General features: G+C 54.1%; 24 protein-coding genes. 18 read left to right on the top strand and 6 right to left on the bottom strand.

Annotated features, from left to right (window positions below):
• Both QYL91_RS15775 and QYL91_RS15770 read left to right on the top strand, forming a co-directional pair.
• Positions 1 to 591 (top strand): hypothetical protein, encoded by a 591-nt coding sequence (locus tag QYL91_RS15775; RefSeq protein WP_302083654.1) that lies wholly within the window; start codon positions 1 to 3, stop codon positions 589 to 591.
• Positions 592 to 667: 76 nt separating this feature from the next.
• A complete protein-coding gene (locus QYL91_RS15770; RefSeq protein ID WP_302083651.1) occupies positions 668 to 1891 on the top strand; it encodes a hypothetical protein in 1224 nt (407 codons plus the stop codon).
• A 58-nt stretch (positions 1892 to 1949) separates the two neighbouring features.
• Here the strand turns inward: QYL91_RS15770 and QYL91_RS15765 are convergent, their stop codons facing one another.
• Both QYL91_RS15765 and QYL91_RS15760 read right to left on the bottom strand, forming a co-directional pair.
• Complete coding sequence (locus tag QYL91_RS15765; RefSeq protein ID WP_302083649.1) at positions 1950 to 3113, bottom strand: CRISPR-associated protein Cas4; 1164 nt, start codon at positions 3111 to 3113, stop codon at positions 1950 to 1952.
• A 162-nt stretch (positions 3114 to 3275) separates the two neighbouring features.
• On the bottom strand, positions 3276 to 3707 hold the full coding sequence (locus QYL91_RS15760; protein WP_302083646.1) for a DUF7522 family protein: 432 nt from the start codon (positions 3705 to 3707) through the stop codon (positions 3276 to 3278).
• A gap of 112 nt (positions 3708 to 3819) precedes the next feature.
• Here QYL91_RS15760 and QYL91_RS15755 point away from each other — a divergent pair, with 112 nt between their 5' ends.
• The 4 genes from QYL91_RS15755 to QYL91_RS15740 all read left to right on the top strand — a co-directional run bounded on the left by QYL91_RS15755 (position 3820) and on the right by QYL91_RS15740 (position 7025).
• Positions 3820 to 4638, top strand: coding sequence for a UbiA prenyltransferase family protein (locus tag QYL91_RS15755; protein ID WP_302083644.1), 819 nt, complete (start codon positions 3820 to 3822; stop codon positions 4636 to 4638).
• 135 nt (positions 4639 to 4773) lie between these two features.
• Positions 4774 to 5946 (top strand): DHH family phosphoesterase, encoded by a 1173-nt coding sequence (locus tag QYL91_RS15750; RefSeq protein WP_302083641.1) that lies wholly within the window; start codon positions 4774 to 4776, stop codon positions 5944 to 5946.
• Between the two features lie 77 nt (positions 5947 to 6023).
• A complete protein-coding gene (locus tag QYL91_RS15745; protein ID WP_302083639.1) occupies positions 6024 to 6347 on the top strand; it encodes a hypothetical protein in 324 nt (107 codons plus the stop codon).
• Positions 6348 to 6545: 198 nt separating this feature from the next.
• Positions 6546 to 7025 carry a hypothetical protein gene (locus QYL91_RS15740; RefSeq protein ID WP_302083636.1) on the top strand — a complete coding sequence of 160 codons (480 nt, stop codon included), beginning with the start codon at positions 6546 to 6548 and terminating at the stop codon, positions 7023 to 7025.
• Here the strand turns inward: QYL91_RS15740 and QYL91_RS15735 are convergent.
• On the bottom strand, positions 7022 to 9478 hold the full coding sequence (locus QYL91_RS15735) for a DEAD/DEAH box helicase (RefSeq protein ID WP_302083634.1): 2457 nt from the start codon (positions 9476 to 9478) through the stop codon (positions 7022 to 7024). The two genes, QYL91_RS15740 and QYL91_RS15735, sit on opposite strands and share 4 nt — an antisense overlap.
• Positions 9479 to 9635: 157 nt before the next feature.
• On the opposite strand from QYL91_RS15735, the gene QYL91_RS15730 reads away from it, so the two are divergent.
• Positions 9636 to 10574 (top strand): hypothetical protein, encoded by a 939-nt coding sequence (locus QYL91_RS15730; RefSeq protein WP_302083631.1) that lies wholly within the window; start codon positions 9636 to 9638, stop codon positions 10572 to 10574.
• 398 nt (positions 10575 to 10972) lie between these two features.
• On the opposite strand, the gene QYL91_RS15725 is transcribed toward QYL91_RS15730, so the two are convergent.
• A complete protein-coding gene (locus QYL91_RS15725) occupies positions 10973 to 11698 on the bottom strand; it encodes a hypothetical protein (RefSeq protein ID WP_302083629.1) in 726 nt (241 codons plus the stop codon).
• 184 nt (positions 11699 to 11882) lie between these two features.
• Between QYL91_RS15725 and QYL91_RS15720 the strand changes: the two genes are divergently transcribed.
• The 3 genes from QYL91_RS15720 (at position 11883) to QYL91_RS15710 (ending at position 14895) form a co-directional block, all read left to right on the top strand.
• Entirely contained in the window at positions 11883 to 12488 is a 606-nt protein-coding gene (locus QYL91_RS15720; RefSeq protein ID WP_302083627.1) for a hypothetical protein, read from the top strand.
• Positions 12475 to 12948 (top strand): hypothetical protein, encoded by a 474-nt coding sequence (locus tag QYL91_RS15715; RefSeq protein WP_302083625.1) that lies wholly within the window; start codon positions 12475 to 12477, stop codon positions 12946 to 12948. The genes QYL91_RS15720 and QYL91_RS15715 overlap by 14 nt, the downstream gene beginning before the upstream one ends.
• A 702-nt stretch (positions 12949 to 13650) precedes the next feature.
• Positions 13651 to 14895, top strand: coding sequence for a hypothetical protein (locus tag QYL91_RS15710; protein WP_302083623.1), 1245 nt, complete (start codon positions 13651 to 13653; stop codon positions 14893 to 14895).
• A 137-nt stretch (positions 14896 to 15032) separates the two neighbouring features.
• On the opposite strand, the gene QYL91_RS15705 is transcribed toward QYL91_RS15710, so the two are convergent.
• Entirely contained in the window at positions 15033 to 15932 is a 900-nt protein-coding gene (locus tag QYL91_RS15705) for a ParB/RepB/Spo0J family partition protein (protein WP_302083621.1), read from the bottom strand.
• Positions 15933 to 16053: 121 nt separating this feature from the next.
• Between QYL91_RS15705 and QYL91_RS15700 the strand changes: the two genes are divergently transcribed.
• From QYL91_RS15700 to QYL91_RS15680, 5 genes are all read left to right on the top strand, one after another.
• Positions 16054 to 16731, top strand: coding sequence for a PP2C family protein-serine/threonine phosphatase (locus QYL91_RS15700; RefSeq protein WP_302083618.1), 678 nt, complete (start codon positions 16054 to 16056; stop codon positions 16729 to 16731).
• Between the two features lie 123 nt (positions 16732 to 16854).
• Positions 16855 to 17280, top strand: coding sequence for a hypothetical protein (locus tag QYL91_RS15695; protein ID WP_302083616.1), 426 nt, complete (start codon positions 16855 to 16857; stop codon positions 17278 to 17280).
• A 108-nt stretch (positions 17281 to 17388) separates the two neighbouring features.
• A complete protein-coding gene (locus tag QYL91_RS15690; RefSeq protein ID WP_302083613.1) occupies positions 17389 to 17778 on the top strand; it encodes a hypothetical protein in 390 nt (129 codons plus the stop codon).
• Positions 17779 to 17949: 171 nt separating this feature from the next.
• Positions 17950 to 18261, top strand: coding sequence for a hypothetical protein (locus tag QYL91_RS15685; protein ID WP_302083611.1), 312 nt, complete (start codon positions 17950 to 17952; stop codon positions 18259 to 18261).
• Positions 18262 to 18458: 197 nt separating this feature from the next.
• Positions 18459 to 20678 (top strand): hypothetical protein, encoded by a 2220-nt coding sequence (locus QYL91_RS15680; protein ID WP_302083607.1) that lies wholly within the window; start codon positions 18459 to 18461, stop codon positions 20676 to 20678.
• A gap of 70 nt (positions 20679 to 20748) precedes the next feature.
• On the opposite strand, the gene QYL91_RS15675 is transcribed toward QYL91_RS15680, so the two are convergent.
• A complete protein-coding gene (locus tag QYL91_RS15675; RefSeq protein WP_302083604.1) occupies positions 20749 to 21051 on the bottom strand; it encodes a hypothetical protein in 303 nt (100 codons plus the stop codon).
• Between the two features lie 322 nt (positions 21052 to 21373).
• On the opposite strand from QYL91_RS15675, the gene QYL91_RS15670 reads away from it, so the two are divergent.
• The 3 genes from QYL91_RS15670 to cas6 all read left to right on the top strand — a co-directional run bounded on the left by QYL91_RS15670 (position 21374) and on the right by cas6 (position 23620).
• The gene (locus QYL91_RS15670) at positions 21374 to 21763 is read left to right on the top strand and encodes a hypothetical protein (protein ID WP_302083601.1); all 390 of its coding nucleotides are present in this window, start codon (positions 21374 to 21376) and stop codon (positions 21761 to 21763) included.
• Complete coding sequence (locus tag QYL91_RS15665) at positions 21760 to 22254, top strand: hypothetical protein (RefSeq protein WP_302083598.1); 495 nt, start codon at positions 21760 to 21762, stop codon at positions 22252 to 22254. The genes QYL91_RS15670 and QYL91_RS15665 overlap by 4 nt, the downstream gene beginning before the upstream one ends.
• A 490-nt stretch (positions 22255 to 22744) precedes the next feature.
• On the top strand, positions 22745 to 23620 hold the full coding sequence (gene cas6 / locus QYL91_RS15660; RefSeq protein ID WP_302083596.1) for a CRISPR system precrRNA processing endoribonuclease RAMP protein Cas6: 876 nt from the start codon (positions 22745 to 22747) through the stop codon (positions 23618 to 23620).

Raw genomic sequence — 23620 nt, 5'->3', positions numbered from 1 at the left:
ATGGTCACCAGAGCAACACGACTCCGCGACTTACTCGACCGGCTCAACATCAATCACACCGTCACCCCGAGTGACGGCACAAGTCGTGGATTGCGAAAGGCTGAATTGAAACGTCTCTACGCAGAACTCGATATCCCGGGGCATGCAACCGGGACTGTTGCTGACCTTCGGGACGGAATTCGAGAATACGCACTCGAGACAAAGAACAAAAACGGGAGCAGTCGGTTCAGTACAGGTGAACTTCGAGCGCTCGGTCGAACGTTAGAAACTGAGAACGAGTACCTGAGCGCCGTCGACGTGCTGGACGTGTTCGGTGACAGTCTCCCGGTCGTCGGTGACCAGATCACTGTGAATGACACTGCCTACACCGTGACCGGCGTAGACCGTGAGGATGACGCGGTATCCGACGCGTACGATGCGTACATTCTCGTGTTCCTTGATGATGACTACCGGCTTGCCTTGTTCCACGAGAATTGGGACGGGGATATTTGTCGATACCGCACGTCGGCAGCAGTTGAAGAGCAACACCGGGATCCGCCGTACCAACGCTGGCGGAAAGCCGCGTATGTCACGACGGTTGACGTCGATTGACCACCTCCAGGTGGCGCGGAGTCGGGTTCCCAAAGCTGGCTGATGTTTTTCAGCGAGGTGTCCATACAACGTGAGTGTGCCACCGCATGAATCGCTCACAGTGACTAATGGCGATGACATCTACATTCCAGGAGTTGGATTGCTTCGCTCTGGTGTCTACCTCGAAGGAACTGCTAGTGTCACCGTTGAGCAGGACACGCTGCCCGAACCAGATTCGTTTAATTCGCTCGTTGATGCTGTAGGTGACATTGATGAAACTGCTGTTCCCGGTCTTTATGAGCCACTTAGGGATGCCGTTGCAGTGACTGAAACAGAGGCAGGAACCGCAGCTGACCTCACTGCTGGTGGTGGTGTCCTCCGTGGCACCAACCGTGAGTTCCCCAGTTCGATCCGGTTCACCGACATCGAAAAGGAAGAAGATGACGTCCGGGTGACTGCATCATGGCGAGGTGAACTCATCGTCATCCATCCTGCACTATGGAGTGGGTCTGACATCGTGAATCGCGCAGTTGATGCTGTGTCTGGATACGACGCCATCACGCAGCGCGAATACCAGACTTCTGAAGTCGGAGTAGGGTTCCCACCACCGGGTTGGAGAGAAGTCACTCCGCCAGAAGACAACAGACATGATGACATAGAGGCTGCTTGGATGCATGAGTCCCTGCTTTACCTAGTTGCAGTCGGCTACGCTGAAAACGAGACGAGTACGATGTGGACTGTGACGGAGGTTGGTGCTGCGGTGCCGAATCCGCATCCTGACTTGGTTGTGACTGGGTATGCACAACGCGGCGCTGCACACAGTGACGCTGAACGGCTCATGTTAAGCATCAGTGGCGCATTGGAAACTGCTTCACAGGATGACATCGATCATAGCCCGGTGACAGCAGCTCGCGGTAACTTCTCGTATCGCGGCGCTCGTGCACGCCTTGATGACCCTGTCGTGACCGATCCAGCGTTCACAGATACTGCCGAACTGTTTGACTCTCTCCCCGCAGAGCCACTTACGCGAACAACGTTCATTGAAGACGTGCTTCCTGCAATGCGCCAGAATCACGGTGAAGATGCTGTGATCCTCTTGCCTGACGAAGCAGTGATTCACGACGCGAGCATCAGTACCGCAATTGACAACGCAGATGCCACATTGGACGACCTGGTGACAGCATTCACGGTCGTGGAACCAGGCACTGAGACAATTACCGTATACGGTCTTGAGGAGTCCAGTATGGGCGGTGTTGCTTGGTACAAACACACTGGCACGTTTGCCGCATTCACTCCCGGTGACGACCACGCCTCGGTGTGAACTACCGATGCGCGGTATGTGCTGAGATTCTCCGTGGACGCAACTAGGCAGGGGTAGTTCACTCGTGTTGTTCAGGAGGAAGTGGACCACGGAGTCGATCTTCTTCACACTCCGGACACCACGGTGAACGGTCTGTTTTCCCATCCCAGCCGAACGTCCCAAACGGGTATTCGTTCTCGCAATTACCGCATGTCCACGGGTGAATGTCGAATTTCTGTGTGAGTTCTGGGTGTTGATTCGCAAGCGTCGGTGTGAGTTTTGCGCCTTTGGGGGCGTGCGCTCGGAGATAGTCCACGACTTTGCGCTGTGGGTACTCGACGAGTGGGAGGAATCCGTCAACGTCGACGTCTTTCCAGTCGGCGGCTGGCGGGAAAAGATCTGGAGAGAAACCTGGGTCAGCTGTTTGCCCACAGCGTTGCGAGTAGTCGCAGAACTTGCACTCCCAGGAGAACTGTGGTTCTGCCGGTGGGAGTTCGTCGTTGATGCGGAAATCGGTGTGGCGTGCGGCCCATGGAACAACGTGTTCTTCCCAGAACTCCAAGTCGAAATCCACGGGGATTGGCTGGAGGACGTGATTGTTGCGCGACCCGTAGATGACCATTGCCTTATCGATACGACGTTCGAAACTCTTCGTCAGGCCGTACATGTAGCAGTGAACCTGCGCTTTGTGATGGATGTCTGGCTTAGGGTTCTCGACGCCTTCGAACTTACTGAGCGTCTTCTTACTCTTGATTTCCGTGATGAGAATCGGATTGCCTTGTGCGTCGCAGATCACTGGATCGGTCTCACCGCGGAAATGCACCTCCGTCTCGTCGTGTTCCAACTCGAAGTCCACCCACATCGAATTCTGAACGTAGTTTCGGTGATGGATGTCTTCAGCCATGTCCTCGAGGAACGGCATGAGGATTTCCTCTTCAAATTTGCTGCCCATCCAGAAGATACCCTCTGGGGCTTCCTCTTCTTCAGGCGCGTTTTCGTTGTCGTAGTACGTTTTTCGCTGGCATTGTAAGAGAGAACTCGGGCTGTGCCGTTCCGGGTCGGGAACGTATCCAGCTTTGTTGAAGTAGGAATTCCCCTCGCGGATGTTTTTCCGGAATTTCCATTCGTGGTACCATTCGTCGAAGGCTTCCGCAGTGATGTTTTCCCGGAGTGAGCTAATGCGGTCTGTTGGCTGTTCATCGGGGTCGAGGACGTCGTCGTCAAGGTGTGGGTGTAAAGACATGGATGCTGTGTGGTGTAGAGCAGGTGATGGTCAGTGAGAGGTGTGGAAGACCGGTGAGAGAGGGTCTTCGATCCTAGGGGTGGCTGTGTGGCTGCATATTTGAGTTGCGGAGTCGGTGTGGTGACTCCTTGTAGAAGTATTGTCGTGTAGTTCGTAAAAGGATTAGGTAGGGGGGTGGGTGCTTGCCGGGGCGCGGTCTGGCGTACTTTCGTTAAGAGTCTCAACACATGCTTTGAAAAACTCGATGAACGGCACATCTAAGTGTGGGTCGTAGGCAACAAGCACATTGTAGTCTGAGGGGTGTGAGAACAGGAGGACAAGAGCATCGTCGTACAGGTGGACGGAGCCGTAATGGTCGCCGGCGCGGTGTGTGTCGCCGCGGTCAGCTTCCAGGCGAGTTTGTCTGCGAAATGATTGGATTGTTTCTTCTAATTCTGTGTCTGAGTACCCGTTTTCGATCACGGGCGCTAAATACTGGGGTGTGTACGCCTCAGCGGTGAATGTCACGACTGCGAGTAACCGGTCTTCTGCGAGGTTCTGGAGACGTGTGGTGAGTTTTTCTGGCGGTGGTCGAGACTCAGGGGTGAGTGGCATAATCGGGGTTAGCACATGCAATTGTTTATAATTTCGTTGTAGGGGGTGTACTGCACGAGCGATTTTGGGGCGAAGTATTTTATATTTCAATCCACTATTTTCAAAGTCCGACATGGTTAACGAGTCACACAAACACATTATCCGTCATCGAGCCATCCGAGCCCTCAAACTCGGTCTGACACTGAACCTCTGGCTCGCCTGCCTCTCTGCACTCATCACCACCACAACCGGCATCGGCCTCGCCCTGCCTCTCCGACAAATTCTCCCTGCAACTGCACTCCCACCCCTCGTTTTTCTCTTCATGTACATCGAAGACCGTCGTGAAATCACACCAGACGACCACATCAATCACCCGATCCGAACACAACTCATCGAGCAACACACCACTACCCTCCGTTTCATCAGCACCATCGCAATCGTAGGCTACCTCCTTCTTACCACCACCCTCGCAATCTGCGCTCATGGTATCTCGCCAACCACCCTCGTGTACATTCTACTTGCGCAAACACCGATTATATTCACCGCCGTCTACGATTCCCTCAAACACTCTGTGCCCGGTGTTGACACCGTCGCTGTGGCCGGTACCTGGGTTATCACCACCACGTACCCGATCGGTCTCACTGCCACCATCCCACTGTCTCCTCACCTCTTCAGCATTGGACTCGGGTGGTTCTGTATTATTGCTGCGGGTGTAGAATCACGGAACATCAATGACATCGAAGGCGATGCAGAAACCGACCGTGAAACAATCGCTGCACGCCTTGGCGCCACAACCACTGCGCGCCTAGTCGTCGCCGGGAAAGCACTCGGGGTTATTCTCATCGGGATTCCCGCACCAACCCTCCTTGCCCCGGCACTCGCCACACTCCACATCGGACTCCTCCGCTTGTTTCGACATCTCACCGACCACATCACATCAACCACCGCCTGAAATGACACTGTATAACCTCCATCACCTGCTTTCAGCGGGTTTCCGTGGAGGATTCGTGTTTTCACTCCGGGGCTATCTATTAACTATCCAGAGACCAAACAAGCCGGTAATGTGATGCTCGCCGTTGAATTCTCAGTGCCGTCTCTCTCCACACTGAGACACACTATCGACGGTCTCTGGACGATAATCAACACGGCAAAGCCAGCTGTCTTAGCGGGAACCATTCTTGTCTGTGTGTTCTTCGGTGGCGGGATTGTGTATGCAATCAAGCGGTGGCGACGCACACCCAGCAAACAGTTCCAGAAAGCACTCGCCACCTTCGATGAAGTCACTATTCTCACTCATCCAACACCAGACCCGGACGCGATGGCTGCCGCGATGGCTGTCCAACATCTTGCGACATACACTAACACAGACACAACCATCCAATATCCAGGGGAAATCCGACATCAAGAAAATCGCGCATTTCGGACAGTGTTGGACTTGTCTGCGGAGCAAATCGAGAGTGTTGCTGATCTCAGTAGCGACAATGTCATACTCGTCGATCACAACTCGCCGCGCGGTTTCCAAGGCGCCAACGCAGTTGAACCGGTCGCAATAATTGATCACCACCCAGGAGACGGCACTGAAGATGCCTTCACGGACATCCGCACTGACTACGGGGCCACGGCCTCCATCCTCACAGAATACTTCCACGCCCTCGATTTCGAACCAATAACGCAGCCACAGGAAACTGTCGGCGACGACAAAATCCTGCCGCGTGAAGTCACCACCGGATTGATGCACGGCATCCTCACAGACACCGGGAACTTCACACGCGGCTGCACAGACGCAGAATTCAACCTGTCGAAGTACCTGTACTCCGGAATCGACGCAGACCTTCTAGACCGCGTCGTGAACCCGCCTATCAGCGCCGAAACCCTCGAAATCGTCTCCCAAGCAGTCACCGACCGTGACGTCGACGGGCCATACGCGATTAGCGACGTCGGCACCGTCTCAAATATTGACGCGCTCTCACAAGCTGCCGACAAACTCCTCCAACTGGAAGGCATCTCTGCCGTGATTGTCATGGGTGACAACGACGAGACACTGCATCTCTCAGCACGCTCCCGCGACGATCGGATCCACATGGGGAACGTCATCGAGAACGTCCTCGAGGATATCCCACAATCTGGCGGCGGTGGGCACGCACGAATGGGTGGCGGGCAAGTGTCACTCCCGCACTTAGAAGGACTCGTCGTAGACTCCGGAATGGAACGCAGCGAACTCACACACGAACTGTTCGACGAGCTCAAAACCGGCGGGTGAGTCCGGCACACCACGAGTAAGCTATCTCTCGAGTGAAGGACGAGTGTTTTTCCCGATGCAACAGGTACACACGGAGTATGGGGTCTGCGATGCGAACAGAGCGCATTGGGAGTGTCATTGCGTACGAACTCTCCGAAGGAGACAACGTGACACTCACCACCGCCGACAGCGACCAGGAATGGAGCGGAACCATCATTGACGACGGAAGCACACCAATTGAAACCGGACAGGAAACCGAAGTCGTGTGTGACCTCCACGACAGTGAGGATGTCCTCACGTTGCACGCTCGTGTCACCCACATGTGTGAGATGCACGCTGAATTCGACGTGTACGCACTCCTTCTCACCGAAACCGCCCATGAATCACTCGGTGAAATCACTACTATCAGAATCACCGAGTGACGCATACTTTTGGATACGACAGCACGTGACAGCGCACACTGTTCGGGGGAACCTCAGCACGGCGTGTTTGGGGAAGTGTTGATTCGGGGGATTGTCATGGGTTTAAATAAGGGATTTATAACCCCACTCCGGAAGAAAACGCGAGGTAGAGACTCTCACGAGCAAGATTTTAAGTGATTCGGGAGTCAATCAACGTGTATGGGAGCGACAGATTCCCCATACTTTGACCTGACAGATCCAACCGACCCGCAACACGACAAAACCACATTTGCGCTTCACCCAGAATTCGAACCGAATCGACCGTTCCGCGCCCAACTCATCAAGGCCGAAGTCAAAGACTACTTCGACGACGTCCGCAATGCGTTCTCCGAAGATGACCCAGCGGCACTTTCCCCAGTTGCCCGACAAATGACACACGCGCTCATTGCCACACTCCTCGATGCAGACTACGGCGCTGAACAAGCCACCCTCGATGACCTGGCACACGCCGTTCGCACCTTCGGGAAAGATGGTGACCACCCACAAACCTCGCGCCGCGACGCAGAATACCTCCTCCAGTACCAGGCCAACGCGCACATCGCCCACCCAGACAGCAAAGTCGTGAAACCACGCGTCACCACCGCAGAAGCGATTCTCCGCGGCATCGAAGCAGTGAAAAAAGAACCCGAATCCAATTAAAAATCAGACAGGCTACGCTGGCCTTCACGTTCAAGTTCAGACGCCCGATCGAAATCAGGTGTGTACGACCTCCCGTCTTTCTCACCGATCACGGCTTCAACGTCAACGCCATTTGGCGCTCGCCCTGTGAGCTCCGCGTCATCGTGCTCACGGATGTAATCAATGATACGTTGTGCTGTCCCTTCGCCAATCCCGTCAGCCTTCTTCAGCTCTTGATCCGCTCTCCGCACACCTTCGTCAGCGGTGATTTTCTGCACCATACTCGCCAAGTCAGCCAGCAACGTCTCACCATCTCGTGTCCACGGGTCTCCCGAAGTATCGGGGAGCGCACGCTGTGTCTGCTCAAAATCCGCCACGCGTTTCTCTAAGCTGTGCGCACGCTTCCGCCCGACGTTGGGGATATCCAACGCGGCGAGAATCTCTACCCGCACGCCAGAATCCAACTGTTGATGCAGACCATCAAGCCAGTCTGGCTTCACCACATCCGGGTGCCGCTTGAACAACGCTTCCAGCCCGTCCAGAACCGCTGCGTGCCGTTCAGCAATCGACTGCAACGCACCCTTCCCAGTGTTGTATTCTCGACTGAGCACCTCTTTCGGCACTCCGCGACACCACGCACCGAACAAGAGCGCTGCCGTCACAGCCGGCGCGCTATGCCGCCCACCTCGAACAGCCATCTCATCAACCCAGTCTTCAACGTTATTCCTGTCGTTGAACACGATGTCATCGATTTTGCTCTGTTTCCGCACTGCACGATCACCGAACGCATCAGCAATCACCTCCACCACGTACTCTGGTTCAAGATCGTCTTCGTCAGTAAACGCATCCCACACCAATTTCAGATTCTCCACGCGCGTCTGGAACCACACTGACCCGAAAAATCGCACCGTCGCATCACCAAGCGGCGTCGTATCCCACGACTTCGTCGCCGGGCGCTGCTCAACGAATTCGGTCCGCGCAAGCCACTCAAGAATATCATCACGAAGATCCGCCAGTGCCGTTTCCGGATCCGACACTGGTGTGTACGCACTGTTAGTGACACGCTGTGGGTCTTCCGTAAGATAGTACCAGAACAAGGTTTTCCGGAGGAATTCCGTGAGATCTGCCGTGGTATCCCACCCGGCGTTAATCAACTGCAAGAAGGCTTTCCGCGCGACAGTTTCATCCTCCATCTTGGTTTCAATCGGCTCTAGCTCTTTTTCTCGCGGCGCCTTCTCCGGCTGAATGCGGTCACGAACGTCCTCGTCCGAATACAACGGGTAAATGTACCCTTTGTCATACCCGGTGCCTTCCCGCGCTGCCCGGCCAATCCACTGCACGTACTCAAAGATCCCGATGGGCTCCATGAACTCGCCGTTGTACCGCTTCAAGTCACTCACAATGATGGTCTGCACGTCAGAGTCAAACCCGTACGCGAGTGTCGGCGTGCAGAAAATCGCGTGAATGTGCCCGTCCGAGTCACCGTATTCCTCGGTGATGAAATTCTTCAACTCGGTGTCCAACCCGGCGTGATGGAACGCAACACCGTTCCGCAGGCACGTAATGAGCGTTTCCTGCTGCTCGGTGAGCTCACCATCAGCCGCGGCGTGAACCTTCGCTTCGTACTCGTCAGCAGCCTCTCGTGGCACACTGAACAATCCCTTCCGGGCGATGTGTTTTGCGCGTTTCTCCGATGACGGCCGCGTCCCGTTGAAGATGAGATAGGGCCCGCCACCAGCGTCATCGTCGCGGATGAGTCGCGTAATGACTTCCGTACGATTCCGTCCAGCCAAGTCAATCGGTTGTTCATCAAGTGGATTGCAACGAGTTTCGTCACTCACCGTGAGATCAGCGCCGAACCACCGCGCGATGTCTTTCGGATTCCCAATCGTGGCACTCATGGCGAATACCGTGATGTCACGGTGCATTGCCATAGCAAGCGACTGCTCAATTTTCGGGCCGCGACGATCACTGTACAACTCGTGGAAGTCATCGAAGACAGCAAGATCAATGTTGACAGCGTCTTGGACGTTGTTGATGAGCGCCGTGAAGAACGAATCGAACGTCTTCACGATGATATCCCCGTCTTTGTACTTGTCTCGCGGCCCGGCAACCGCGGTGTCATCGCTCGTCCACTCGTTGATGCTTTCCCGTTTCTCCTTCACGAGTTGGCGTGACGGCACCAAGTACGCGACGCGATCACCACGCTCAAGCGCTTGTTTTGCCGCGGTTTCCGCGATGAACGTTTTCCCATTCCCTGTTTGTGCCACGAGGAGTTTGTCATTCCCGTCAAGAATGTTTTCCATAAAGGCCTGCTCCTGCGTGTCTGTGAGGGCAGGGAACCCTTTCGTTGCGGCAAGATCTTCAATGACCTCCTTGCGTTCTTCCGGGATGTGCTTCGCCGCTAGGTCTGAATACTCTAATTCGCGCGACGAGGATTCTGGCTGGGAAGTTGTGGAGGATTCAGCGGCCATTTGGTACTAGCTGGTACGGTATGAATACGGAAAAATGATTGAGAGTCCGCGTCGTCCCTAGGTGTGATGTCTTCCTCGAAATACGGTTGGGAGAATCCCACCAACAAGCCATTACTATATACTAAGGATTAAATGGGTCTAGGAGAGATATATCACTATGACCAGCCAAGAAATCACGCCAGAAACAACAGCCGGAAAAGAACTCCTCAACACACTCAAAGCCCACATCGAATCCACACACCACATTACCCTCGACCACAACAACCAAGAAAAAAGAACAACCAAACCAGAAAAATCCGCAGACACCAACCGAGAAACCCCACCTAGGCAGACCACTTCCTACTCGCCAGCAGAGACACTCGGCGCACCACTCAGTGACTTCATCGCAATGACAGACGCTTTCGTCAGCCACGATATCCTCACTCCAGAACGCGCCAAAGTCTACACTACCGCCACCCTTGCAGGAGAAGGGTACGCGCCAAATACCGGGACAGCAAAAGACATTTTCGACAAAGCACCTGGCACAATTGACGCCACCCTTGCAGTTGCCCGCAATGGACTCCGCACCACTCTGCCAGCGTACATCGCCACGCTTGACAATCTACACTACCCATTAAAACTCAACACTACATGGAGACTCGGCAACGAACTCCACGACGGCCGTGCAAACTACTGCGTGCACCACCCCGGGAAATACCACTTCTTCAAGCACATGCGTCCAGCAGATAGACCCGCGAGCACCACACATGCCTATACGGTCGCAGTCGAAGAATACGTCACACGAGACCAGTCACAACACGGGATGGTAGACAACATTTCGATCCACCGATTTGATTCCAAAGCTGACTTGAAAGACTGGCTCTACCCCGAAGAAGCCTTCCAAGATCTCGACGAAGCGCAATATTGGAAAGACATTGTTGACGATCTTGGGCTCGCGCCAGAAGTTGCCCCGCTCGAGCAACTCACTCCAAAAGCACTCGCGGACTATTCAATAGCCCAACCAGACCTCACCGATCACTGGACTGAACTCCAAAATTACGATCCGGAGCTCGTCGAAGAGGCAAGAAAATCTGACTGGAGACAAAATCTCTCTTAAGACCAATTTGTACAGACGGTACAAGGCGACTGCGCCGGGGCTTGACCCCGAGGTTGTTGACAGTCCCACCCATTGACTGATAACTGTGATGCGCAGGGACTGTCATCTCAAAATCTCAGACCATGTTGCCAGAACATCTCAAGCCACACTCCTTAGGTTAACATCTGAGTTAACATCTGGGCTAACATTTGGGTTATCCCTCACGTTACCTCCTAAGTTAACACCTCGCCGTCTCGCAGTTCTCTCTAAAGTGTACGTCTTTCAAACTAGGTAGCGAGGCGGATTCCCCGCCCCACCATGGGTGGGGTTGATGAGTACCGCGTTCTGAGTTCACGCAGTAGTCACTAGTAGTGACCAAACTCCACGGAGGATTCCTCACACTTCACCGCGAGAGCACATCAATCTACGTAGTCATAGGTTGTTGATTCCGGTGGGCCGACGATCGGGTCAACTGAGTCATAATATTCTGCGACTTTCTTCCCTGTTTCTTTGTGCAGGTGGTCAGCAATAGCATTGAATGTGGTACTCTGCGTTGAATCAAGGATACGCCACGTTTCAATATCTGGGCGGTAATACAGGGAGACAATGGAGCTATCAGCTTGAATGCGGGGTTCGATGATGAGAACCGCCACGATCCCCGCGTCTCTATCCCCCCACATTGGAACCGCGTCTTGAATTTGCGGCCACCGCTGAAGCACCTCGAAATCTTCTGGTGACAGCGGTCGGTGCCGGAGGCACATTTTCGAGTGTAATCCGGGTGGGAGAGCCGCTTCCTCAGTACTTTCCAAAAGTTCGTCCGGATTACACGTACTCACAGCTTCTGCACTGGTGCGCTCTGTGCCTTCATCAAGGAATGTCTCCGCAATTTGAGAGGCAAACCTTTCGTCGTGCAGCGCTGCATCTACATCCGAGAACTCTGACGGGAGACATTCCCACCCGTCCGCGGTGTAAGCGATCCCATGAACAACTCCGTCGTATTCAACCTGGCAGCAGACAAGTTTCTCATCAGGCGTTTTGAGAAGTGGGGTCACAAGCCCGATGTTTTGCCGTGGGGGAGTCATCAGCTGAAACATTTCGTCAACTGAGAGCGGCCGTGTCGGTAATTCTTCGAGTATCTCGTGCATTTTGGGTGTACACCTCTAGTGTTCTCTACCGTCTTTCAGGAACTCGGGGCAATCGTCACAGACACCCCACAAGTTCCTGTGTCGGAATTGGACGGTTGTGCTCAGTACTAGACACCACTCTGGTAAAAAGAAAACCCCGGGCTTTGCCTAATGTTTTTTCCACGCGGAGGCCCTGTCGTTGAACATGGGTGATAACTCAGCCGATGAGCCGGATCTCCCGGGAACGGCATGCACGCCGCAGAATCGCATTACTTGTGATGGATGTAACGACCCGCTGGAAACGCAGCAAGACAACGTTCGAAATGTCCGGTGGGGGTTTTGGGATGCCGCCGCGCAAAACTTCGATAGTGCGCCACGCCAGGAATGGTACTGTGCAGAGTGTTGGCGGGAACAATTCAAACGCGACACAGCCGCGCATTACGAAATCGAAGACGGAGACCAATTCTGGGATATCCTCGACGCAGCTGACGGGAGACTGGTTGCTGATCTGAGCGCGATTTTTGTTGGTGGGCGGCCATGGATTCGCGTGCGAAACGGTGAGCTAGAGGGAATGCGCGTCCGCACTCGCGGCCATGAAGAAAGCAAGGTCGTGTCTTTCGATACTGTGCGGTTCGACCCTGACAAAGAGTGGTTCAACAACACGTTCAGCGACGTGAGTAGTGCGGATGAGGGTGGCCCGCCAGCAATTGCATTGCTGAAACCGGCTGACGAAACACCGTTCGTCGATTACCGAGAAACATCTAAAGACCAGTCCACGCTGCCTGAGGTGACAGCTGATGACGCGGAATGACGCCCTCAGAGCGCAACTTGCAGTGGGGAATGTCCTGCTGCACGAAGACACGTTGTACATCGTGGAGTCCGGGCCGCCTGTCGGTGGTGGTGACGTCACTGTCGGTGTGCTCGGTGAACGCGAAGTGAAGGCAAAGCACATGTTCAGCGTTGGTGATGACTGCCCGCTCCCACAGTGTGACGGTGAGGTGGTTGAAGGTGAGTCAGCGCAGTACCGAGAGTGTTCTGAGGGGTGTCTTGTGTGGCAGCGGAATTACGCTGCGGAGGGTGATGATTGCCCGTCGCTGCACTGCGATGATGGTGATGTGGTTGTGGAGAAAGCGTATGATGGGCAGTACACGACGAAGTGCACAGAGTGTGAGCGGTTCGCGTTCGGCCCGATCAAATGGCGTGAAGCGTGGCAGAACCCGGTCAAAGAAGAGGCTATTGCAGCAGTCCAAGAGACATCCACGACAGCGTAGTTCTTTCCTCATGGTGTCGGTGTGGTGAATGTGGTGTTGGAAAGATGTCGTGAAATGAAAGGCTGGGTTTTTTCAATGTGGCCACGGAACAGATAGAGACACACAACAGGCTCGCCACGCGCCAGGAACCGAGGAGAAGGTAGGCCGGGAGCGGTCTTGCGTGTCCCACCACGTCGCTCCCGACTTATCTTGTTCTCGGGTCGGCACGATGTTAAGCGTTACCCCTCGCTGAGTGGAGACGCTGCGTCGTACCGTGAAAATCCGTCTCGGTGACCAGCCGAAACACCCCCGCTTTTTGCGAGGGTGGCGCGTGAAAGAGCCAAGAATCGCCCGCTAGCCAGCTCGCCGCGTTTCGAAACCCGACCAGATGTCACGAACACGAATGCCCCGCGAAAGTCTGTCACCGATGCATCGAGTGTGGTGGTATCCAACCCGCCAGAAACCCAGCTGTGGTATCGTTGAAGAAGAAACCCGAAATGAGATTGGCGACCCTCTTGCTATCCATCCGCGGAATGCGGGAATCGCATGCAGGCAACCGATCCGCCTAGTCCACACGTCGAGTCAAACTAGTGATGTGTTTTCAACACCCTTCCTTTCCTGCTACCACACTAGTGACACACAACACACCACACCATCAATCACTGCAACCAGCCATGCGGTAGCACCGCCACTCACCACTGAACACCACCGGGGTGACCTCGCATGACCGATCGCGTCCAACTCGGCTGGCGCATCCCACACGACGCCTGGGATCGGTTCACCGACTACGTCGCCGAAAAACACGCCGCTGACAACCTCTACATCCGTGTCGAACTCGAAACCGCAATGCTAGAATACCTCGATAACGACGGGATTCTCCAAGACGCTGAACAACTGCTACGTGACCGGGTAGACGGTTCCCCGCTTTCTTCTTCACCAACTACCCTTGCCACAACACGCTACCAAGATGGGAATACGCGTCTTGTGACACACCGCATCCGGAAAGACCTCAAAGAAGAATTCAAAGCGTTCGCCAAACAGCACAACGCGGAGTCATTCGGACGGCTCTTAGCGAATGCCCTCGACGCGTACGCCGAAGGCGGCCGCGCACGCCGCATTCTCGACGATCTCACCAGGATTTTCGACACGGACACGACTACTGATGCCACTCCCACTGCTGGTAGCACCACGGACTCCGTTGAAAACACACCCAATTCGACGCAAAAACCACCGAGTTCTACTGCCGACTCTGGTAGCAGTGACCAGCGTATTGAAAGCAGTCTTTCAACAGCCAGTGCGAGTGCTACCACAACCGAGAGAACACCGGATCCAATCACCGTCACCGATGCCGTGAACATCCTCCTCGATGACTTCGGTGCTGATTCACCAGCCGATGTCAAAACATTCCACCGCAAAGAATTGGAATCCACCATCAAGCAAGCCACTGGAAGCGGCGATCAAGACACATTCGAGCTCTACCACGACCCAGTCCTCGACCAAATCAACGCCGGGTCGCACCCGCACATCGATGGGATGTACATCACCGACTGGGCACGCGAAGAAAAAACACTCTGGGCTGACCTCGACAAAGCAGAACGCCTCATACTGCTTCGACGTTGGGCCGTCGCCGAAGCTATCGAAAACGGCGAACAAAAACGCGCATTCACCTACCGTGATGTAACCGAACTCTTCGAATCCAGAGTGAGAGCTGGACCATCACACCAGTATGCATACGACTTGATGGAAGCCGCCGCGGACGAACCCGGATTCAACTATGGCGAATACAGCATCGGCACGCAATCCGCGCGCAAGCAACTCCGCGTCGACGTATCCGAAGTCGATGACAACATCCTCGCCTGGGTCGAAGACGAATGCGACCTGGATCCGAGTCGGATCGGCGTTATCGCGGACGTGACCTCATACACCGCAGGCTCACCGCCCAATACAGACGCTGCTGCTGACGACTAACGACCGAAGTGAGTTAGTCGCCTGTAGCTGTGAGCGCGGGCCAACCAGCACCAAGTGCAGGGGGTGATAGTGTGCTTGCCGGAGTGCAAGTCCCGACAACACATCCGCTGCGGCCGCGACGTCGTCCACACAACAACCTACTCTGCGTATTTTCGACGAAGTGACCCCTTGATCGACCCGAGCGGCACATCGAACTCGCACAACGTTTCGACATCATCTCGCACCGTGTCCTCATCCCTCTCGGTTTCCTCTACGAGACCAGCAATCACGGTTTCCGGCGTCTGTTCAGCGCTGTCCTCCTCACTGTCAGAGCATACCGGCGTAAGTGTATCCGTAATCTCGGAGAGATCAGCATCATCTGGCGCCGTGAGGAGTGCAATGTTCCGTTCAATGGCTGGATGGGACAGCAGCTCTTCACGAGACCACTCATCGCGGAGTCGCTCGTACGCAGCACGCATCTGCTCGACAGTGTACCACCCCGCGTAGTCATCCTCAATGTTCGTGAATTCAGCGTCAGTGAGTGGGAAATGCTCGTCGATGAAATACGCACCCGCCTCCCAAGCATCAAACGAACGGACGCGGACGAGCTGTTCGTCAATCCCGGCGCGCTGAAGCGCCGCCAATCGCTTGTTCCCAGACACGATTTCGTACTCGGCGGCAGTCGTGTCAGCGGTGAGCGGGCGGACGAGTGGTGGTTTCGCCACCCACCGATTCTCCCGGACCTGCCGGACAAATGCGTCGAACTCCGGGGAATCGTATTCGCGGACGCTGTACGGTGACGCGCGAATACTTGCTACGTCGACGGTGCGCAGGTCAACGTTGGTGTCATCGGCAAGTAGTTCCAGCTGGTAGTCAGAACTAATCGTGACGGTCGCGGCGTCCCCATCGGGCGTCGTAGCGTCCCGTAAGAGCAACTGATCCTGGTTGTAGTTGATAACCGCGAGAATCCCGGTGTACGCCCCGTTCGGCGTGGTCACCCGGACGCGTTCCCCACGCATATCATCCTCAACAGCATCCCAAAACGGATTCTGTGCCATCTCTGTACATCCGTACTCACCACAACGGTATCAAAGCCCGTCTTTCCCCCTCCGAACGTGTCACTCACACCCCGCCGTGACAAGGTCTGAAGTGTCCGTGTCCCATACTTGGACATGTCAGATGCAACTCGGCTACGCTACGCACGTTGGTCATCGGAAACCGAAAAACGAAGACACCGGCAGCATCACACAAGTAGATGCTAACGGTGTTGAGCCAGTCGGTGTGCTTGCTGTTGCAGATGGGATGAGTCGGCCCGACGGTGGCGAGATTGCTAGTGACGCCGCCGTGACCGCGTACATGAGACACGCCACAGATGCACTCCCCGTGATGGATGCACCAGAAGTCGTCAAGGAGGGCATCCGGCGCGCGAATCAAGCCGCACACGAGAAACAACGTGAACCCGGGAATGACGGCATCGGCACGACATTCGTCACTGCTGTCCTCACCGGAAAGACAGCCGTCATCGGAAACGTCGGTGACAGTCGCGCGTATCACATCGATGACGACATCACGCAACTCACTGCTGACCACGCCTCAACAGGAATGTTCGGCGGGCTGACGCGTGTTCTCGGCCCGGAACCAACTGTCGAACCTGACCTGTTCCACGAAGACATTACCGGCACACTCCTCTTGTGCTCGGACGGCGTCACCGACGAACTCGACGACACAACAATCCGAATGCACGTCAAAGACACGGAGACAGCGACCAGTGCGGCTGACGCCTTGGTTAAAGCCGCCCTCGAGGCTGGTGGTCGTGACAACATTACCGCCGCTATCGCACGCCCACACGAACAGTGAAACACCGAAATTCGCAAAACGTCTTGTCACCGCAGATGCTCGTGTCCTAGGATGAAATCCCCTAGTATTCATTACGCGACCACTCATACAGTCAGGTGACACCCATGAGGTGACTCTCCACTCGTGAGTCTGAAAATTGTATTCCACCCCGAGGATAAACAAGCAGTCGCGGACAAGCATAGCCAAACAGTTGCTGACCGACTTGAAAAAGTAATCAAGAACAAAAACGAGACCCTGCAATGGAAAGACTCAATCACCGAATGCCGCCGCAGGTTCTACAACATCGTCCACAAGGGCGGTGAATATTTCCCGGAAATCGCATTCAGCCCCAAGCAGACAAACTACCGCGCAATCCTGGCGTGGCTCCCAAATGCAGAATGCTTAGTTGTGTACGCCGTCGTCGAGAAAACAGACCACTACCAATCCAGCAAACAACACGCGCTCCTTGACCAAATTTACAAACACCCGAAGGAAGTCGTGGAAAGCGTCGAAGCCCAATTCACTGCACAGCAGTCCACGGTCGCCAGTCACTCTCCGGTCACCGCATAGCCATCAGCATGCAGACGGGTTAGTTGGGTGTCACTGTGAGCGGCGGCCACCCAGCATCGCCAACCCGGATTTCCAACGTTTATCTTCCCCTCGTCGTTACACACGACTATGGGCGATGCACTTGACCACAGCGGGAACTCCAAAGTGTGCCAACACCCGTACAACAGCGTTGCGGAAATGCATCTCCAAGTCACACTCGACGCGAAAGACGATTTGCGAGAAGACATTAACGTGTCGGCAGACGTCTGCGAAGAATGTGGGCGCGTCCTCGCTTTCAACGGGCTTGATGCACTCCCACTCACCCGCATTAATGAACAGCTCAGCAACGACGACGCCGAAAACTGCATGCATCCGTACGAGGAAACCACGGAAACCACACTCCGCCTCGCGCAACCTGGCGAGATGCGTCTCCGGAATCCACCAACAATCTCAGAGTGTGTCCTCTGCACGAATTGTAACCAGATCATCGACGCAACCACACGCAAACTCACCCCATAACACCATGATCCCAGGAGTTTTCATTGCCATCGGCTACCTTTCGTTTTGGATCGGACTCCTAGCGTGGCTCACACTCTTGAATCCGCCAGGCCCATCTGACCCAGAAGCATTCATCGATGAGAAACCATGAGTGTGACATTTTTCCTACTGTCACACGTACAATGAGGTCGTATGCTTCAAGAGTTCACTGAGGAACTCAACCGTGCTCAACAACATTTCACTGTCCTCACTGCGATCATATCTCATGAACCAATCGGGATTCTCGCCCTCGAAGAGAAAACAGACATCGAACACTACGAAATCCGATTTTCATTACGTGTACTTCAAGAAGAAGGCGTGATCAAACCGACGTCAAACGGTGCAGTCCTGACTACTGATGCCCACCAGCACATCCAAGACCTGAACAATGACATGGAAACCGTCGCTGAGCAATTCAACGACTTCCAGTCGGTCTTAACGAAGACACAGGCAGAACTCGAGTGATGCAGGTGATTCCATGACCGTGGTGTCTCTCGGTGAAGTAGTCCTGTTTGGTGGTGGAACGCTCGTACTCGGGGTGGTGTCGTACTGGCTCTTGACCTCCTCCCCCGCGTGAACGCGGAGGAATCCCAAGCGTTGGGATAATAACCCGGACTTGTCGGGCTGACGTATTTATTAGAGACGTGACTACACTGTGGCACATGCCCGCAGTTAGAGACATGTTAGCAGCGTATGCGTCCGCTGCGACACTGAACAACACAATCTACGATGTTACACCACACCAAGCTCGGATCATCCTCACACTCTTGGAAGAACTTGAGGACAAATCACCGGGTGACATCCGAGATCCAACCCAGAAAGTGAACACGAAATTCGCATTCCGGGAAACAATCGCAGACAAAGCCGCTGTCTCTCAATCAACAGTCCAACAGGCCCTCACAAACCAACGCAAAATCATTTGGGCTGTCTTCCAAGCGAGCGACGCCATCTCAACTCACCCAAGTGAGTATCCCTTCTTGGAATCACTCTCAGACACGGACGCCAACATCGGATTTCTCAACATTCTCGAAGATGGGTACACCGAAGACGGTGACTTCCACCACGACCGTCTCGAAAATACAGAAACCGACGAGTCGAATAACTCAACTCCCGTCGACGAAACCGAACCCGAGACCTCCCCCGATACCTCCTCCGATACCCCCTCCGATACTGCGATTTCCAGCGCAGATGCAGCCAAGGGATTACGGCAAACTAACGACGCCGACAAGAACAATCAAACTCTCGGCACTGACAGTGAACACGATCGGAATACCCAGACACAAACTGGGACAAAAGAATCTCTGTTGCGAGATGACATTGTCGAGCACAACTACCCAACCATCGAGTCTGCCTCTCGAGTACGTCGCATCAGTGATCTCAGTGAAGTATTCCATGAGTGGACACGAGAAGGCGTCTTCGGAGTCGCCGCCAAACTCGCGGTCGAATTCTCAAAAAACGACGAGGTCTACACTGACGCACTCCAAGAACTCGTCACGGAAGCAAAGAAACACAATGTTCACCATCAAGCTGGAGAACCAATCGTCGCTAAAGTGCTAGCGCGTGCTCTTGAAATCGGGTTCGCGCCAGCAGACATTGAACTAGACGTCCCTGCAATCCTCACAAATTACCACTGTTCCGAGAAAGGAGGTTTCAAAGTCACACCCGATCCCGGAGCACTCACAGCAAACACCACTCAGCGAATCGAACAACGCGACACCCCGTTCAGATTAGCGCAATCAGACATCACGCAATTTGACGCGCTATCTACTCGACGGCAACGTGCAATCGACGGGTTGCTCGTCATCCTCTCTGAAATTGAAGACGACACCCTCAGCTCGCGTTACCTATTCCAATCTTCTGCAAACCCAGCCACAGCGCCAAAAACCATCCAAGAACTCGCCGCTCAATACGCAGCCGTTTTCGCAACACGCGTCCGCGCAGTAACACGCCAAAACACCGATCTGATCCTTGAACGCGCTGAAATAACGGACTTCAACACGCTCGTGAACTCCCCGAACGACATCACATTACCCACCGATCTCACTGTTCCCCATCCAGACGTCATCTCGCTGAAAATCCCTGAGACCGTCGGACAAGACTTCCCACAACTAGTCGGAATCGAACACTACGACGGAGAAATCTCATCAGGAATCATTCCACGCCCATTCAACGCAAATGACGATGCATGTGGCGAAACCGGTGATTCTAACGCTACCTCCACCCCCGAACCCCGGCAAGAAAAGACACCCGTCTCTGACGACGAACCAAGCATTTCATTTGAACCGGTAGACGCTACTCCGTCTTCGCAGGGGTCACTCAAACAAGAAACCCCACAGAAGGAGGCGCATGCCAATGAGACGCGAGATGAGGCGCTAACTGTCGAAAAAACAGGGCTCCGCGCGGAGGAACTCATCATCACCTTCCCGGATGAAATGACACCTGGAAACATCGTGGACGCCCTCGATGCAGTTGACGCAGAAACAGTGAAAGTCACCGACGCAACTCACTCACCACGCAAAAAGACAGCTCAGACGTCCTGTTGTGAGCATCCGTATGCAGAAATCACCACAACAACGCTTCGCGGGTTCATCACTGTGCAGGATACGCGGAAAATCGCGTCGATCAAGGCGGATATCTGCCTCGAGTGCAATGAGACACTCTCACTTCGTCATCCAGGCGCTGACACCGGGATTGAGAAGTTAAATAAACATCTCGGCGCCTTCAAAATGCGCGACTGCTCACATCCGTACGAAGCAGTTGAAGAAGCAACTATCACGTTCCGTGCACCGGGCCTTGACTTCACACCAGCGAATCTCCCCACGACCGACAACTGCGTTCTCTGCCTCGAATGCGAGCAAATCATTGACGGGAAACTCTCTTAACGATAGTTGCTAGTACGGTTTCTTCATTCAGAGCAAGCTCAGAACTAAGTATCTGAACAATATTCTATTCTCAAGTATCGAAAGGCGGTCTGTCTTCAGAGTCTAATATCTCTGAAATTCTGTCTTCATGCTTTGCTTCTGCGACCTGACGCTGTTCTTTGTCTGTTAGATGATTCTCACACTCGGGTTGCCCACAAATATACACACGTTCCCCTCTCGTTACGAAATCGAAATCGTGATTGTCAGATAGTTCTAATTGGAAGGTAATGACAACAGTTCTTATGCCACCACTACAGAGTTTACACATACCATCATTCTGAGTTAAATAATATTGGTTCTTCAAAGATGTCTTAGCTAAACGTTTTATACTCATATCTAAGGGTATGTGTTTCTCGGTCATAACATTTGTCCAACTTTGCCTTTAAGTATTTCATTACAGAATCATTCTGAATAAGAAAACCGTACTAGTAACTACTTTCAAAGTGCGGTTTTCTGTGGGAGTCATCTCGTTGCATGCTTTGTTGTCCGACCAGGGCTGTCGCTGAGTCCCATCGTGACCCAGCATGAAAATGGCGTGGTGCGCCTCGTACTGCTCAGATGAGTATGGCGAAGTGGTGATGTTGCTGGTGCTCAGGTCTGGTGCATCAACACTTTCAAGTGATTCGTGTCCCAGTGTCCATACAGACACTCAGACGATGAGACCGAACATCGACATCCCGCACAAAACCGACGGCGCAATCGAAGACGCCGCAGAGAACCGCGACCAAAGCAAACAAGACACGTACAACGACCTTCTCGACCACGCACTCGATTTCAGACCCCTCACAGACACCGCAAAACAAGCACTCACACAGCACCTCAACAAAACCCGCTTCGGCGGTGACGACCCCGAGCATGCCGAACACCTCGTCGAGACAGGCATGACCACGCTCATCAAAAACTACGTCTCCGACATGCCAGGATATCGCGGCGATCTCATCCTGGCTATCTTCGGCTTCCCAGAAACATACACGCTCTACACGTACGAAAACGGCGAGATAACTGGTGAACTCGACCGTGAAGCGCAAAAAGGGAATGCGCAATGACTGAGCACACTGACGACGAGAGTTTCGCTGAACGCATCAAGACACTCGAAGACGCGTGCCTCGGGATTGCACTCACCATCGACGAGGGCAGCGGTGATGCTGATTCACAACCGGGAGAGCAAGACCCGTTCCAAGCAATCATTCACAGCGTGTTGGGACTACGCACTGAGGAATTCAGTAACGAGGCGCACGTCGAAGAGTTAGCAGACACATGGGATACGCTTCGCGGGAAGCTTGAGTTGCCGGCAGGCAGTCTTGAGCGGTTCGCTCAGCGTGGTGGGGGTCTTGGCGCGCAGCTTCGGTCACCGCCTGACACTGACGTTGAGGGTGATTTGACGGCGCTTGCTGAGACGGATAGTGGTCGCACGATTTGGGCGGTGAATGCAGAAGGATGGGATGAAGAAGCATTTCAAGGTGAGAATGTGACGCTTGGAATGCGGCCTGACGGGTCAATTGAGCCCGTTGAAATCAACGAGTCTGATTCTGGATAGAAGGGGGTTCTTCATCGACCTTTATAGGGTTCGTGGACAGGTGGGGTTGATGAAGACGGGGTGTGGTGAGAAGCATTGAGATGCCGGGGCATAGGTTTTAATTGGTTTTCAACCCCCTGTTACAATACGGAGAAAAGCCACCACGGCATTGAAAGCAGAGTATGGCAGCGAGCGGGGTTGTGACTGACGCGCGTTACAATACGGAGAAAAGCCACCACGGCATTGAAAGGGAACGCGTGGCCTGCGACTGGGCAGACGTCGATGAGGTTACAATACGGAGAAAAGCCACCACGGCATTGAAAGAACGGCCCGGGAGGGTCGAGTAGCGGATTCGGAATGTTACAATACGGAGGAAAGTCACTACGGCATCAGTCCGAACTCCCACTCCCTACATTCTAATCGAAGCTTTTTATGTTTCCAGCCAAAAATTCTTGAACTCTCCGGCCTAGGGTTTAAGTCAGATACTTTAATACACACAACCGACCAGAGAATGCAACAGCTCACCCTCTCTCTTTCCCCAACCACGACATTCACCCTTCCAGAATCAGATGGGTACACACTCTACGGCGCCCTTCTAAACCTAATCCAAGATGCCGCGCCCGACAAAAGCGACTACATCCACAACACGAACCACGCCGTCATCCACAACACCGGTCTCACCGGAGACTTCGGCGACCCCGGCGACCCACACCGGAAAACCGCATACTACGACAACACCTACACACTCCGCCTCGGCCTCTTCGACGACCACGCTAACGACCTCTACGACACAATCGCAAAAACACTCTTACTCAACACTCCCACGCTATCACTCCCACAAGGAGACCTCAAGATTGAAGAAATAACCACCAAACAAACGACTCACGAAAAACTCCTGGAAAAAGCCACCAACCGGGACCCGCACCGTCTTGAGTTCACCTTCGAAACCCCAGTATGCATCCAAGAAGCTGGCAGCGTCACCACAATGGTTCCGCACCGCACAGCCATCTTCCCATCACTCCTCACCCGGTGGAACAAGACCTGCCCCGAGAAATACGAACTTGACCTCCGCGAAGACACCATTGCAGCCCATCTCATTGAGAAACCACACGGTTACCACCTCAAATCAGCCAACACCGTCGTGAACCGCTTCGAACCAACCAATCAGGCAGGAGGCAATCCAGAAACCAAAGAAGCAGTTCCAGATGGAGGTGAAACAGAAGTCAAACTCCGCCAAGGGTTCACAGGTGAGTTTGCGTACCAATTCAAGAACGCGAGTGATGCAACCCGAACCGCGGTAACAACCCTCGCATTATTCGCAGAATACGCCGGGATTGGGCGAGCTGTCGCTCGTGGTTGCGGCGCCACCACAGTCCAACTCAGGTGA

Source organism: Salinibaculum rarum, from assembly GCF_030505615.1.
GTDB classification, from domain to species: Archaea; Halobacteriota; Halobacteria; order Halobacteriales; family Haloarculaceae; genus Salinibaculum; species Salinibaculum rarum.
The sequence above is the reverse complement of the archived record's forward strand: the minus strand, read 5'-3'. Positions and strand labels throughout refer to the sequence as shown.